We start from the raw sequence: 13568 nt of genomic DNA on the forward strand, positions 1-13568 counted from the left end.
GCTCCCAACGGGCGTACGGGTGAGGGGGGTTACTGGGGTCCGATCCGGAAGTGCGTGAAGGTGGCCGCGCCGGCGTGTCCCTGGCCGGCGGGTGCGAGCGCGAACAGGCCGAGCAGGGCACCGACCCAGCGCCAGGGGGTGGCGGCGAACTCCTGGCCGGTGGGACGCGGGCCGTCGCCGAGGTCGTAGAAGAACCGGCAGCGGGCCCCGGCACCGGCCTCGACCCGCAGCCTTACCCGTCCCCCGGGTGCGGGGCGGGGGTGGTCGGCGTCCCGCTCGGTCTCGGCCACCGACTCGGCGAACCGGTGCACCAGGTGCACGGTCCCGTCCGCGCCCCGCTGGAGCCCGATCCAGCGGTAGGCGTCGCCGAGCACCGCGAGACCGGCCCGCGCGCCCGGTTCCCCGGCGTCCAGGCGCAGCTCCACCTCGATGACCGCGGGGTCGCCGGGCAGCCGCTGGGTGAGCACGTTCGGCAGTCTGCGCAGGTCGTGCGCGTCGGCCGAGCGTACACAGGCGAGCCGGAGCCCGTCCCCGGTGTGCTGGGTGGCCCAGCCGTCGCGGGGGTTGGCCGTCCACGACCACTGGCGGCCGAACCGTCCGCCGGGGAAGTCGTCGTCGGTCGCGGGCGCGGCGGGCGGCTGCGGCGGCAGGCCGGGGCGCGGGTGCTCGGCGACCGGGGCGCCGTCGTCGCCCAGCACCGGCCAGCGGTCCGCACCCCACCTCATCGGCTGGAGGTGGACCACCCGCCCGTACGCCCCGCGCTGCTGGAAGTGCAGGAACCAGTCCTCGCCGGTCGCCGTGCGCACCCAGCCGCCCTGGTGGGGGCCGTTGACGTCGGTGTCCTTCTGTTCGAGGACGACCTTCTCCTCGTACGGCCCGAAGAAGCCGCGGGAGCGGAAGGCTCCCTGCCAGCCGGTCTCCACTCCCCCGGCGGGTGCCAGGATCCAGAACCAGCCGTCGTGCTTGTAGAGCTTGGGCCCCTCCAGGGTGAACCAGCCGGGGAGGCGGTCGGCGTCGACGATCACCTTGCCCTCGTCGAGGAGTCCGGTGCCGTCGGGGTGCATGCGGTGGCCGGTGAGCCGGTTCTTGATCCCGGAGCGGGACCTGGCCCAGGCGTGCACGAGGTACGCCTCGCCGGTCTCCTCGTCCCACAGGGGGCAGGGGTCGATCAGGCCCTTGCCGGCCTTCACCAGGTGGGGCGCGGTCCACGGGCCCCGGATGTCGGGGGCGTTGACCTGGAAGATCCCGTGGTCGGGGTCGCCCCAGAAGATCCAGAAGCGGCCCGCGTGGTGGCGCAGGGACGGGGCCCAGACGCCGCAGTCGTGGCGGGGCGTCGCGAACGCCTCCGCCGGTTCCAGGCGGGGCAGGGCGTGCCCGACCAGGGTCCAGTTGACCAGGTCGCGGGAGTGCAGGAGCGGCAGGCCGGGGACGCGGCCGAAGCTGGAGGCGGTCAGGTAGAAGTCGTCGCCGACGCGGACGACGTCCGGGTCGGACCAGTCGGCGTTCAGGACGGGGTTGGTGTACGTGCGCGCGGTCTCGGGGGTCACGGGCTCACCGCCTTTCGTACGAGGGTGGCGGCGCCGTCGGCGTCGAGGCGGCCGTCGGCGACGACGGTGACGATCCGGCGGACGACGGTGTCGCCCGGGGCGAGAGCCAGCCGTTCGTCGTGGGCCAGGGAGGAACCCACCCCCGGGTACTCCTCGGTGCGGACGAACCAGGGGTCGCGCCGGGTCTCCTCCGTGGCCCCGGCGAACACCAGCGACCACGTGTCGCCGGTGAGGGCGAGCCAGTCGGCGCGGCTGCCGTGCACGTCCCGCTCGCCCTCGCGGCCGGCGGTGAAGACCCGGGGGGCCGCGCTCTCCTTGCGGGCGCGCCAGAAGAAGCCGCCGTAGGCCGCGCCGGGGCGCCCGTTGGTGGCGGGGCTGCCGATGGTGAGCGGGTCCGCGGTGACATTGGTGAGGGAGAAGGTGAAGTCCAGCGCCCAGGCCGCGGCGGTGAGTCCGGTGGCCGCGACGGTACGGCGCTCGCGCAGCAGCTCGGTGCCGGCGGCGACCCAGCGCAGCTCCTCGACGAAGCCGTCGGGGTCGCGGAGCTGGAAGGCGGTGTGCCGCTGGGCGCCGTGGTTGTCGAGCTCGGTCGGCCCCTGGTCGCGGACGTAGGTGCGCCCGCCCCAGAAGTTGTGCCCCTCGACGTCGGGAACGGCGACACCGACGCCGAGGTGATGGAGGTGGTCGGCGGGGCTGAACTCGGTCACGGCCGTGCCGGCCAGGGTGGTGACGGGGTGCAGGCAGGGGCGCGGGGAGAGCCGGGCGGGCAGTTCCGGCCGGGTGACGTACCGGCCGACGGGGCGGCCCGCCACGCGCAGCACCGGGGAGTCGTTGCCGGTCATCGTGTGCTCACCTCGTTCAGGGGGTGCTCCGTGCGCGGCGCCCAGGGCGCGCCCAGTTCGGAGTAGAGGGAGAGGGTGTCGGCGGCGGCGGCCACCAGGCCGTCGATGCCGGGGACCACGCGGCGATTCTCACCGGGGACGTGGCGCCAGGCGGCGTCGGGCAGCCGGTCCGGGTCGGGGGCCCGGCGGATCGCCTCGACGACCCGCATGAAGGCGCCCGTCTCGTCCGGCGGGACCAGCAGGCCGGCGCCGGTGGTGAGGTGGGCGACCAGGTTCTCCAGCAGGTCGGTGCGGCCGTACTGGTACTCCTCGGGGCCGTGGCCGCCGCGCTGGAGCAGGACGCGGTCCTGCTTGTACCAGAAGGTGACGCGTCCCCTGCTGCCGTGCAGCAGGACGTACGGCTCGTCCGCCCGCTCCGCGCACAGGGTCGCGGCGACGGTGACGCGCAGGCCGCGCCCGGTGGTGACGCGTACGCAGGAGGTGTCGTCGGCCTCGATGTCGTTGGCGTGGCTGAGTTCGGTCTCGATGCCGGTGACGTCCTCGGCGCGGCTGCTGTCGCCGAGCGCGAGGGCGGTGGCGACGGCGTGCGCGAGGGGGTTGGTCAGCGCGCCGTCGATCACGTCGACGCCGTTCAGGCGCCGCCGGCCCGACCAGGGCGCACGGCGGAAGTAGGCCTCGTCGCGCACCCAGGCGCCGGCCCCGCCGATGCCCACCACCTCGCCGATCGCGCCCTCGGCGACCAGGTCGCGGATGGCCGGCACGGCGTGCGAGCCCAGCGACTGGAACCCGACCTGGCAGGCGACGCCGGCCTCGGCGACCCCGTCGGCCATCCGGCGGAACTCGGCGTACGACGGTGCCGGAGGCTTCTCCAGCAGCAGGTGCACACCCCGGCGGGCGGCGGTCAGCGCGAGGTCGGTGTGGGTGGGGATCGGCGTGCAGATCACGGCGATCCGGGCGCCGGTGGAGTCGAGCAGGGCGCCGAAGTCGGCGGACTGCTCGGGGAGCTCCCCGCCGGCCTCCTCCTCGGTCAGCGGCGTCAGCTCGCAGATGCCGGCCAGCCGGACCAGCCCCGCCCGCTCCAGGCGGCGGATGTTGGCGACGTGCCAGCGGCCGTGGCCGCGGGCGCCCGCCAGGACGACGGGCAGCGGTGTCCTCATCGCGGCCTCCCCGCGCCCGCGCCCCTCGCCACCGCCCGGTCGGCCGCGGCGGTGTCCTCGACCGGGGCGAGGGTGTCGCGGCCGATGCCGTGGGCGGCCCGGCCGGTGCCGCGGACCTCGTGCCCGGTGTCACCCGGGTCGTCGGCCCGCGCCGGCACGCGGAGCAGGCTCGGCCGGGTGGCGGCCACCGCCGCCTGACGCAGTCTCATCCCTTGACCGCCCCCGCGCTGAAGCCGGTGATCAGCCACTTCTGGATGAAGGCGAACACGAGCACCACGGGTACGGCCGCGATGATGCCGCCGGCGGCGAGCGCGCCGAGGTCGACGCTGTCCGCGCTCATCAGGGTGTTGAGACCGACCGGGATGGTCTGCTTGTCCTGGTTGTTGAGGAACATCAGGGCGAACAGGAAGTGGTTCCAGGAGTGCACGAAGGCGAAGGAGCCGACGGCGATCAGGCCCGGCCGCAGCAGCGGCAGGACGACGACCAGGAAGGCCCGCATCCGTCCGCAGCCGTCGACCCAGGCGGCCTCCTCCAGGGAGTACGGCACGTTCTTGATGAAGTTGCTGATCAGGATGATCGACAGCGGCAGCTGGAAGACCGTCTCGGCGATGATGACGCTGCCGAGCGAGTTGATCATCTGCAGTTCGGCGAAGATCTCGAAGAGCGGGACCAGCAGCAGTGCGCCGGGCACGAACTGGGAGCAGAGCAGGGCGAGCATGAAGGCCCGCTTGATCTTGAAGTCGAACCGGGCGAGGGCGTAGCCGCCGGCCAGGGCGACGAGTGTCGTCATCACCAGGGTGGCGAGCCCGACGTACACGCTGTTCTCGAAGAAGGTGCCGAAGCTGCGGTCCGTCCACACCTTCTCGAAGTGGTCGAAGGTCATCGGCCAGGGCACGAGCGAGGTGGAGCCGGCCGGGCGCAGCGCGAAGAGCAGGATCCAGTAGAACGGGATCAGGGTGAAGACGAGGTAGATGCCGAGCGGCAGGTAGATCTGCCAGCGGGGGACCTCGTCCCAGGCGGGGCGGCGCTTCTTCGCCGGCCGCGGCGGTTCGTGGTCGGCCCGCGCGGGCACGGGGGCGGGCGCGGTGGCCTCCTTGGTGATCACTTGTTCTCGCCTCCGAACTTGCTCAGCCGCAGGTAGACGATCGAGCAGAAGAGCAGGATCACGAACGCGACCGTGGTGAGGGCCGACGCGTAACCGAAGTCGTGGGCGTCGACGCTGGTGTTGGCGATGTACAGCGGCAGTGTGGTGGTCACTCCCGCGGGTCCGCCGCCGGTCAGGGTGTAGAGCAGGTCCACGTTGTTGAACTCCCACACCGCGCGCAGCAGCGTGGACAGGATGATGGCGTCCTTCAGGTGGGGCAGCGTGATGTGCCAGAACTGCTTGAACCGGCTCGCCCCGTCGACCTCCGCGGCCTCGTACAGGTCCTTCGAGACGGACTGGAGGTCGGCGAGGATGAGGATGGCGAAGAAGGGGACGCCGCGCCACAGGTCGGCGACGACGGCCGCGGAGAACACGGTCGAGGTGTCCGACAGCCAGCTGGTGCCGTAGTCGCCGATGCCCATGTCGGCGAGGTAACGGGTGATGCCCGTCTGGGAGTTGTAGAGCAGCACCCAGATCGCGGAGGTCAGCACGCCGGAGACGGCCCACGGGGAGAAGACCAGGGCGCGCCCGATGCCCCGGCCCACGAAGGTCTGGTTGACGATGAGCGCCAGTGCCAGGCCGAAGAGCAGCTGCAGGCCGACCTCGACGAAGACCCACTTGGCGCTGAAGACGAGGGTGTCCCAGAAGATGGGGTCGTCGGTGAAGATCTTGACGAAGTTGTCGAAGCCCGCGTAGCCGTTCCGCCACGGTTTGGTGGGGTTGTACTCCTGCAGGCTGTAGTAGAAGACGCTGATGACCGGGTAGGCGATGAAGCCCAGCATCAGCAGGGCGGCCGGTCCGATCAGCAGGTACGGGAGCCTGCGCGGTGTGGCGGAGGCACGGCGCCGCCGGGGTGGCGCGGGCGGTTTCGCCACGGCTGCGGCTTGGGCCATGACAGTTCTCCGTTCTGGTGCGTCATGCGTGGGTGGTGCGCGGTTCGTTGGGGAAGCGCTTTCTCCGGGTGCAGGGGTGTGCGCGGTCCTGCGGTCGGTGTGCGGTTCAGCCGGCGTACGGGTCCTGCACCTTGCCCGGGCGGGCCAGGAACTCGAAGTCGCAGCCGGTGTCGGCCTGGGTGATCTGTTCGTTGTAGAGGGCGCCGTAGCCGCGTTCGTAGCGGGCGGGCGGCGGCGTCCACGCGGCCCTGCGGCGTTCCAGCTCCTCGTCGTCCACGCCCAACTGGAGGGAACGCGCCTCGACGTCGAGGGTGATCGGGTCGCCGGTACGCACCAGGGCCAGGGGCCCGCCGACGTACGACTCGGGGGCCACGTGCAGCACGCACGCGCCGTAACTCGTGCCGCTCATCCGGGCGTCGGAGATCCGGACCATGTCCCGCACCCCCTGCTTGAGCAGGTGGTCGGGGATGGGCAGCATCCCGTACTCGGGCATGCCCGGGCCGCCCTTGGGGCCGGCGTTGCGCAGGACCAGCACGCTGTCGGCGGTGATGTTCAGGGCCGGGTCGTTGATGGTGCGCTGCATGGTCCGGTAGTCGTCGAAGACGACCGCGGGGCCGGTGTGCTTGAGCAGGTGCGGTTCGGCGGAGATGTGCTTGATGACGGCGCCGTCCGGGCAGAGGTTGCCGCGCAGGACGGCGACCCCGCCCTCGTCCGCGACGGGGTTGTCCCGGAGGCGGATGACGTCGTCGTTGTGGACGCGGGCGCCGTCCAGCTGCTCCCGCATCGTGTCGTGCGACACCGTGGGCCGGTCCAGGTGGAGCAGGTCCGGGATGCGGGAAAGGAAGCCGGGCAGGCCGCCGGCGAAGTGGAAGTCCTCCATCAGGTACGTATGGCCGCCGGGCCGGACGTTGGCCAGCACCGGGACCGTGCGGGCGACGCGGTCGAAGTCGTCGAGGGTGAGGGTGACGCCCGCGCGGCCGGCCATGGCGATCAGGTGGATCACGGCGTTGGTGGAGCCGCCGAGGCCGAGGACCGTGGTGACGGCGTCCTCGAAGGCGTCCGCGGTGAGGATGTCGCTCAGTTTCCGGTCCTTGTGGACCAGTTCGACGATGCGCAGGCCGGCCGCCGCCGCCATCCGGTCGTGCCCGGAGTCGACGGCCGGGATGCTGGAGGCGCCCGGGACCGTGACGCCGAGGGCCTCGGCGGCGGCGGTCAGCGTGGACGCCGTACCCATCGTCATGCAGTGGCCGGGCGAGCGCGCCAGGCCGCTCTCCAGCTCCTGCATCTCGCAGTCGCCGATGAGGCCGGCCCGCTTGTCGTCCCAGTACTTCCACATGTCGGTGCCGGAGCCGAGGGTCTCGCCGCGCCAGTGACCGGGGAGCATCGGCCCGGCGGGCACGAACACGGCGGGCAGGTCGACGCTGGCGGCGCCCATGAGCAGCGCGGGCGTGGACTTGTCGCAGCCGCCCATCAGCACGGCGCCGTCGACCGGGTAGGAGCGCAGCAGCTCCTCGGTCTCCATGGCGAGCAGGTTGCGGTAGAGCATCGGGGTCGGCTTCTGGAAGGTCTCGCTGAGCGTGGAGACCGGGAACTCCAGCGGGAAGCCGCCCGCCTGCCAGACGCCCCGCTTGACCGCCTGGGCGCGGTCGCGCAGGTGGACGTGGCAGGGGTTGATGTCGGACCAGGTGTTGAGGATCGCGATGACGGGCTTGCCGAGGTGCTCCTCGGGCAGGTAGCCGAGCTGGCGGGTGCGGGCCCGGTGGCTGAAGGAGCGCAGGCCGTCGGTGCCGTACCACTGGTGGCTGCGGAGGTCCTCGGGGCGCTTGCGGCCCGCCGCGCCCGTCGCGTCTGTCGCGCCCGTCATATCGACCACCCCGCGGCGATGGCGGCGACCTCGGCGCGCTCGCTCTCGGGCAGCGGCTTGCTCGGCGGGCGGACCTCCCTGCGGCACAGGCCCAGCGAGGCGAGGGCCTCCTTGACCACGGTGACGTTGTTGGCGGCGCCGTTGGCGGCGCGCAGTTCCTCGAAGCGGCGGATCTGCTCCCAGACCTTCATGGCGGCCGTGTAGTCGCCGGCCCGGAGCGCTTCGATCATGTTCAGCGAGACGGCCGGGGCGACGTTCACCAGTCCCGAGGTGAAGCCGGTGGCGCCGGCGGAGAAGTACGAGGGCGCGTACGGCTCGGCCAGCCCCGCGATCCACACGAAGCGGTCGAGGCCGGCGTCGCGGGCGAAGGCGGCGAACCTGGCGGCGTCCGGGACCGCGTACTTCACGCCGATGACGTTGGGGCAGGCGTCGGCGAGTTCGGCGAGGCGGGCGCCGGTGAGCTGGGGGTTGCGGATGTAGGGCACGACGCCCAGCGCGGGCACGGCCTCGGCGATGGCGCGGTGGTAGTCGACCCAGCCGCCCTGGGAGACGTAGGGGTGGACGGGCTGGTGCACCATCACCATGGTGGCGCCCAGGTCGCGGGCGTGCTCCGCGGAGGCGACCGCGGTCGGCACGTCGTGGCCGACGCCGACCAGGATCGCCGCGCCGTCGCCGGCCTCCTCGACGGTCAGCTCGGTGACGAGGCTGCGCTCGGCCGGGGTGAGCGCGTAGAACTCGCCGGTGTTGCCGTTGGGGGTGAGGGTCGTGATGCCACCGTCGAGAAGACGACGCAGCAGGGTCCGGTAGGTGGCGGGGTCGACGGAGCCGTCCTCGGCGAACGGGGTCACCGGGATCGCCACCACGTCGGCCAGGGCCGCCCGCTGGGACTCGAACGTCGCTGTCATGCCTGACCGTCCTCTTCCTGGGCCTGTGCTCCCGTTTCGGGGAAGGCCCGCTCGACGAACGACGCGATGTGCGCGTGCAGGGCGCGTGCCGCGCCGTCCGCGTCACCGGCGAGGGCGAGGCGCAGGATCTCCTGGTGCTCGCCGGCCTCCCGTTCCCAGGAGGGGTCGGCGGCCCAGGCGACGGCGGAGACGAGGGCCGCCTGGTCGCGGACCTCGTCGAGCATCCGGCCGAGCAGCGGGTTTCCGCAGGGCACGTACAGGGCGCGGTGGAACTCCCGGTTGGCCAGGGAGCGTTCGGCCGTGTCCGTGGCCTGGTCGGCCCGGGTCAGGGCGTCGCTGGCGGCGTCCAGGGAGGCCCCCCGGCGCACCGCGCGCTTGAGCGCCTCGGGCTCCAGGAGCAGCCGCACGTCGTAGACCTCGCGTGCCATGTCCGCGTCCACCATGCGCACCGTGACGCCCTTGTACTGGCTCATCACGACCAGTCCGGTACCGGCCAGCGTCTTGAGCGCCTCGCGCACCGGTGTCTTGGAGACCCCGAACTGTGCGGCGAGGTCGGTCTCGACCAGAGCCTGGCCGGGGGTGAGCCGGCCGGTGAGGATGCGGCGTTTGATCTCCTCCAGCACGTACTGCGTGCGGGAGGGGATCGGCGTGGGCACAGAGGTCATGCGCGCCTCTCGGAATCTCGCGTCGGATGCGCGGACCTCGGACATCCGATCTGGGATATCCGATCTCGCGTATCGCGTCTCATATATGACGTACGGAGTACGACGCGTTGAAGGTAAGAGGGACGCGAAGCCACGTCAATGGTTCTGACAAAGGAAGTTGAGACGGCGCCGTCGCGCCTACGCGGGGCGCGTCCAGCCCGGATCGCGCCCGCTCAGTCCCACCGCCCGGTCCAGCAGCGGGGCGTCGGCGGGGACGGGGACGACGGGCCCGAACATGCCGACGTCCCGGTCGGGCTCCTCGGCGGCGGCGGCGAGAAGGCCGTACGCGGCCTGGAGGGCGGCCGGGTCGGGGCGGTACTCCTGGCCGGTCGCGCGGGCCAGGTCCCAGCCGTGGATCACCAGCTCGTCGGCCACCACGGCGCCGGCGACGGCACCGGGCAGATCGACGCCGCCGGCCCGGGTCGTGCCGGTCCAGGCGTCCGGGACGCGCCATGCCTCGGCGAGTTCGCCGAGCACCGTCACGAGTTCCTCGCGCCAGCCGGCGCCGATGTCCGGGACGGTCGCCCCGGGGTCGGTGTCGGTGGTGACGCCCAGGTCCTTGCGCGCGGCGTCGCGGAAGGCGACGGCCAGGCCGGTCAGATGACCGAGCAGATTGCGGACCGCCAGGTCCGGGCACGGGGTCGGGTCCGCGAGCCGCGCGTCGCCGGCACCCTCGGCGAGGCGTGCCAGGATCCGCGTCTGCGGTCCGAGGTCGAGGGCGGGGGTGTCGTGGCTCATGTGCTTCTCCCGAGGACGCGTGGCCGGCTCTCCGTGGAGGCAGACCGATCGCGGCCGCGAAACTCATCGGTCGCCGGTCCCGCACCCAAGGCATCTGCCCGATGCCCGCCCCGGCACCTCAGGACCACGATGACCAGGCATGACGGCAAGGACCGCACCTACGAGGAAGACGGCGCGGAGGCCCTGGCCCGAGGCCCGCGTCCTGCGCGACCGCAACGCGGGCCTGTATCTCGCCGGGGTGGTGGTGTCCAGGGGGCGCCGGCCCGGCGGCCCTCGGCGGGCACCGGACGTGGCGCCCCGGAGCCCGCCCCGGACGCGGCGCCGGCCTGATCCGCCCCTCTGCCCGAGCCGCCCGGGGCCCGCCGGTTCACACCTTCGCGAGCCCCGACCGCACCGCCTCCAGATCCCCGTCCGACGCCAGCCCCGCGTGGTACAGCCGCAGTTCCGTCGCGCCCAGCTCACGCGCCCGTGCCGCGTCCGCGGCGAGGGTGTCCGGCCGGCCCCCCATGCCGGAGACCACGGTGAGGTTGGCGGCGAGGACGGCCCCGGCACGGTCCTGCTCGGCGAACGGCGTCAGCAGGCCCGCGCCGCCCGTGCAGGGCACGACCACGCCGTCCGCGACGGACAGGATGTGCGCGGGGTCGACGCCGGCGTTGGCGCCGCAGTGGTACGACACCGGGTCGGCGTGCAGCAGGACCTGGAAGCCGTCGGGCGCGGCGGCGCGCACGGCCGTGACGGCCGCCTCCTGGAGGGTGCGGGCGGTGTCGTCCCGCCACGCGCGCGTGGCGTTCGCCGGCGCCTCACCGAGCAGCTTCTCCACGCCCGCCCAGCCGCCGTCCGACGGCGCCGCGCCCCGCCACACCGGCTGGAGGGCGGCGCGTACGGCGGCGGCCAGTTCGTCGGGGTCGAGGCCCTGTCCGCCGTAGCCCGCCCGGCAGTGGGGGCAGAAGCACAGCGACATGAGGTACTGCCCGGCGTCCCCGAGGCCGACGCCACCGGTCTTGTCGTGGGCGTGCAGGTGGGCGAGCCCGTACCAGCCGAGGGACTCCAGTTCGGTGCCGCGCGCCCCGGGGCGCACCGCGGCCTCGGCGGCCAGGTCGGTGAGGTAGGCGCGCGTGGCGGGCTGGGCGATGCAGGGCGCCCAGGGGTAGCGGTCGCCGTAGGCGTTGACGACGGAGGTGTGCGGCTGCTCGGCGCCGAGGCGGGAGCTGTGGGCGAGGACGACCCAGGTGTGCACCTCCAGTCCGGCGTCCGCGAGCGCGGCGGCGGCCTCGCCCCAGGCGTCGCCGGGCGCCCAGTCCCCGGCCTCGTACGGGCGCGGCTCGCGGCCCTCCCAGCGGGCGGCGTCCGGCGGGTAGAGGACGGCGGCGTACTCGGCGGTGACGACGCGGTGGCGCGGGTGGCGGGGGGTGAGGGCGCGGGTGGAGTGGTAGGCGGCGGCGAGCGTCACCTGCTCGACGCCGGTGCCCGCGATGAACGCGGGCGCTTCCGGGTCGCCGTTGACGTCCCAGGGGTAGACGAACGCGGAGGCCTTCACTTGCCGCCCTCCTCGCCGAGCACCGCGTAACCCCGCTCGATCACCTGGGCGAGCCGCTTCACGTGGTCCTCGGTCGGCTCCTGCAGCGGCGGCCGCACCTCCCCCACGTCCAGGCCGCGCAGCCGTACGCCCGCCTTGACCAGGGCGACGGCGTACCCGCGGCCCTGGGCGCGCAGTTCGACGAACGGCCGGTAGAAGCCGTCGAGCAGGCGGTGCACCACGGCCTCGTCGTCCGAACGGAGCGCCCGGTGGAAGGCGAGGGCGATCTCGGGGGCGAAGCAGAACGCGGCGGACGAGTAGAGGGTGACGCCGAGCGCGCGGTAGGCGAGCTGGGTCTGCTCGGCGGTCGGCAGCCCGTTGAAGTAGAGGAAGTCATCGCCTCCGGGAGCCTCGCCGTCGCCGGGCACCTCGGTGCGCACGGCGCTGATGATCCGCTGCATCAGGTCGAGGTCGCCGAGCCCGTCCTTGAGGCCGACGATCCCGTCCGTGCGGGCCAGTTCGGCCACGCTGTCCGGGGTGAACACGGCGTTGTCGCGCTGGTAGACGATCACGGGCAGGGAGGACGCGGCGGCCACCTCCCGGTAGTGCCGCAGCAGCCCCTCCTGCCCGGCGAGCACCAGGTACGGCGGCATGGCGAGCAGCCCGTCGGCCCCGGCCTCCTCGGCGAGGCGGGCGTAGCGCACGGCGAGGGCGGTGCCGTAGCCCGCGCCCGCCAGGACGGGCACCCGCCCGTCGGTCTCCTCGACGGCCGCCCGCACGCAGGCCTGGAACTCCTCGGGCGTGAGCGCGTGGAACTCGCCGGTGCCGCAGCAGGCGAACACGGCGGCGGCCCCGGCCTCGACGCCGCGCCGCACATGCGTGCGGTAGACGTCGAGGTCGACCTCGCCGCCGGGGCCGTACGGCGTGACGGGGAAGAACAGCGGGCCGCTGGGGGCGGCGAGCCGGGCGGCGAGAGGGGCTGAGGTCACGGGCGCTCCCCATTTCTTGTGCATGGCCGACAGGGTCGGCATGCAGGGTCGTCATCATATTCGTGATCTGCGTCTATATTTCTGAACGCGACCACGCTAAGCCGCCCCGCGAACACCGTCAAGCAGGCGGCCCCTTGACGCGTAACCACCGGTTCTTTAGCGTGTCCACGCATATGAACGGCAGGCGCCCCCACGCACGGCCACCGACCTCGCGGACCTGCAGACGTTCAGCAGACCCAGCAGCCCCACAGGAGACCTAGGAGTCCCGAGGATGCCCGCTCCCCGCACCGTCCTGCTCACCGGCGCCGCCGGCGGCCTCGGCACCCTGATGCGGGACCTGCTCCCCGACCTCGGCTACGAGCTACGCCTCCTCGACCTGCGCCCGGTCGAGGGCGAGCCGGACGCGATCGTCGCCGACCTCGCCGACCGGGCGGCCGTGCGGGAGGCGGTCCGGGGCGTCGACGCGATCATCCACCTCGCGGGCATCTCCCTGGAAGCCTCGTTCGAGAAGATCCTGAAGGCCAACATCGAGGGGACCTACAACCTCTACGAGGCCGCCCGCGAGGAAGGCGTCGGACGCATCGTCTTCGCCTCCTCCAACCACGCCGTCGGCTACACCCCGCGCCCCCAGGGCGACGACCCGCTCATCCCGGTCGACACGCCGCGCCGCCCGGACACCTTCTACGGCCTGTCCAAGTGCTTCGGCGAGGACCTCGCCCAGCTCTACTGGGACAAGCACGGCCTGGAGACCGTCTCGGTCCGCATCGGCTCCTGCTTCCCCGAGCCGACCAGCGTGCGCATGCTCTCGGTGTGGATGAGCCCCGCCGACGGCGCCCGCCTCCTCCACGCCGCGCTGACCGCCGAGAACGTCGGGCACACCGTCGTCCACGGCTCCTCCGCCAACACCCGCCTGTGGTGGGACCTCACCTCCGCGCGGGCGCTCGGTTACGCACCGCAGGACGACTCCGAGCCGTACGCCGCCAAGCTCATCGCCGAACAGGGCGACCTCGACCCGGACAACCCGGCGCACGCCCGCCTCGGCGGCCACTTCGTGACCGACCCCCCGATCTGGCCGTACTGACCGGAACCGGTCGATCACCAGGCGGGCGGGCACCGAACGGGCCCGCCCGCTCCCGTATCCGGGCATCCGCCCTGCCCGTTCCCACCCTCCCTGCGGCCGCCTCCCAGGTCCGCGACGGGCACCCGGCGACCGGAACGGGCACAACCGGGCAGTATCGGGTCCGCAACAGGCCTGGTCAGTGCCGCACG

The 13568-nt window shown here is 73.2% G+C and carries 13 protein-coding genes; 1 reads left to right on the plus strand and 12 read right to left on the minus strand.

Annotated elements, in window-relative coordinates:
• Positions 1-29: 29 nt before the first annotated feature.
• The 12 genes from ACP4J0_RS17165 to ACP4J0_RS17220 all read right to left on the minus strand — a co-directional run bounded on the left by ACP4J0_RS17165 (position 30) and on the right by ACP4J0_RS17220 (position 12299).
• A complete protein-coding gene (locus tag ACP4J0_RS17165; RefSeq protein WP_426599547.1) occupies positions 30-1547 on the minus strand; it encodes a family 43 glycosylhydrolase in 1518 nt (505 codons plus the stop codon).
• The gene (locus tag ACP4J0_RS17170; RefSeq protein ID WP_426599548.1) at positions 1544-2389 is read right to left on the minus strand and encodes a PmoA family protein; all 846 of its coding nucleotides are present in this window, start codon (positions 2387-2389) and stop codon (positions 1544-1546) included. The genes ACP4J0_RS17165 and ACP4J0_RS17170 overlap by 4 nt, the downstream gene beginning before the upstream one ends.
• Positions 2386-3546 carry a Gfo/Idh/MocA family protein gene (locus ACP4J0_RS17175; RefSeq protein WP_426599549.1) on the minus strand — a complete coding sequence of 387 codons (1161 nt, stop codon included), beginning with the start codon at positions 3544-3546 and terminating at the stop codon, positions 2386-2388. Before ACP4J0_RS17175 ends, ACP4J0_RS17170 begins: the two co-directional genes overlap by 4 nt.
• Positions 3543-3755 (minus strand): hypothetical protein, encoded by a 213-nt coding sequence (locus tag ACP4J0_RS17180; RefSeq protein WP_426599550.1) that lies wholly within the window; start codon positions 3753-3755, stop codon positions 3543-3545. Before ACP4J0_RS17180 ends, ACP4J0_RS17175 begins: the two co-directional genes overlap by 4 nt.
• Positions 3752-4651, minus strand: a complete 900-nt coding sequence (locus ACP4J0_RS17185) for a carbohydrate ABC transporter permease (protein ID WP_426519264.1) — start codon at positions 4649-4651, stop codon at positions 3752-3754. The genes ACP4J0_RS17180 and ACP4J0_RS17185 overlap by 4 nt, the downstream gene beginning before the upstream one ends.
• Positions 4648-5583, minus strand: coding sequence for a carbohydrate ABC transporter permease (locus ACP4J0_RS17190; RefSeq protein ID WP_426519262.1), 936 nt, complete (start codon positions 5581-5583; stop codon positions 4648-4650). Before ACP4J0_RS17190 ends, ACP4J0_RS17185 begins: the two co-directional genes overlap by 4 nt.
• A gap of 106 nt (positions 5584-5689) precedes the next feature.
• The gene (gene araD / locus ACP4J0_RS17195; protein ID WP_426599551.1) at positions 5690-7447 is read right to left on the minus strand and encodes an L-arabinonate dehydratase; all 1758 of its coding nucleotides are present in this window, start codon (positions 7445-7447) and stop codon (positions 5690-5692) included.
• Positions 7444-8352: a dihydrodipicolinate synthase family protein gene (locus tag ACP4J0_RS17200; protein ID WP_426599552.1), complete on the minus strand. Its 909-nt coding sequence runs from the start codon at positions 8350-8352 to the stop codon at positions 7444-7446. The genes araD and ACP4J0_RS17200 overlap by 4 nt, the downstream gene beginning before the upstream one ends.
• A complete protein-coding gene (locus tag ACP4J0_RS17205; protein WP_426599553.1) occupies positions 8349-9017 on the minus strand; it encodes a GntR family transcriptional regulator in 669 nt (222 codons plus the stop codon). Before ACP4J0_RS17205 ends, ACP4J0_RS17200 begins: the two co-directional genes overlap by 4 nt.
• Before the next feature lie 177 nt (positions 9018-9194).
• Entirely contained in the window at positions 9195-9794 is a 600-nt protein-coding gene (locus ACP4J0_RS17210; RefSeq protein ID WP_426599554.1) for a TIGR03086 family metal-binding protein, read from the minus strand.
• 367 nt (positions 9795-10161) lie between these two features.
• Positions 10162-11331, minus strand: a complete 1170-nt coding sequence (locus tag ACP4J0_RS17215; RefSeq protein ID WP_426599555.1) for a hypothetical protein — start codon at positions 11329-11331, stop codon at positions 10162-10164.
• Positions 11328-12299, minus strand: a complete 972-nt coding sequence (locus tag ACP4J0_RS17220) for a 5-dehydro-4-deoxyglucarate dehydratase (protein ID WP_426599556.1) — start codon at positions 12297-12299, stop codon at positions 11328-11330. Before ACP4J0_RS17220 ends, ACP4J0_RS17215 begins: the two co-directional genes overlap by 4 nt.
• A gap of 271 nt (positions 12300-12570) precedes the next feature.
• Between ACP4J0_RS17220 and ACP4J0_RS17225 the strand changes: the two genes are divergently transcribed.
• Positions 12571-13380 (plus strand): NAD-dependent epimerase/dehydratase family protein, encoded by an 810-nt coding sequence (locus ACP4J0_RS17225; RefSeq protein WP_426599557.1) that lies wholly within the window; start codon positions 12571-12573, stop codon positions 13378-13380.
• Positions 13381-13568 lie beyond the last annotated feature (188 nt).

The sequence above is a fragment of the Streptomyces sp. WG7 genome (assembly GCF_049975785.1).
Taxonomy (GTDB): domain Bacteria; phylum Actinomycetota; class Actinomycetes; order Streptomycetales; family Streptomycetaceae; genus Streptomyces.

What these genes read in the sequence shown, in the direction of transcription:
- ACP4J0_RS17205 (WP_426599553.1), bottom strand. Translation starts at nt 9,017, where the DNA reads ATGACCTCTGTGCCCACGCCGATCCCCTCCCGCACGCAGTACGTGCTG.
- ACP4J0_RS17175 (WP_426599549.1), bottom strand. Translation starts at nt 3,546, where the DNA reads ATGAGGACACCGCTGCCCGTCGTCCTGGCGGGCGCCCGCGGCCACGGC.
- ACP4J0_RS17210 (WP_426599554.1), bottom strand. Translation starts at nt 9,794, where the DNA reads ATGAGCCACGACACCCCCGCCCTCGACCTCGGACCGCAGACGCGGATC.
- ACP4J0_RS17190 (WP_426519262.1), bottom strand. Translation starts at nt 5,583, where the DNA reads ATGGCCCAAGCCGCAGCCGTGGCGAAACCGCCCGCGCCACCCCGGCGG.
- ACP4J0_RS17225 (WP_426599557.1), top strand. Translation starts at nt 12,571, where the DNA reads ATGCCCGCTCCCCGCACCGTCCTGCTCACCGGCGCCGCCGGCGGCCTC.
- ACP4J0_RS17180 (WP_426599550.1), bottom strand. Translation starts at nt 3,755, where the DNA reads ATGAGACTGCGTCAGGCGGCGGTGGCCGCCACCCGGCCGAGCCTGCTC.
- araD (WP_426599551.1), bottom strand. Translation starts at nt 7,447, where the DNA reads ATGACGGGCGCGACAGACGCGACGGGCGCGGCGGGCCGCAAGCGCCCC.
- ACP4J0_RS17200 (WP_426599552.1), bottom strand. Translation starts at nt 8,352, where the DNA reads ATGACAGCGACGTTCGAGTCCCAGCGGGCGGCCCTGGCCGACGTGGTG.
- ACP4J0_RS17170 (WP_426599548.1), bottom strand. Translation starts at nt 2,389, where the DNA reads ATGACCGGCAACGACTCCCCGGTGCTGCGCGTGGCGGGCCGCCCCGTC.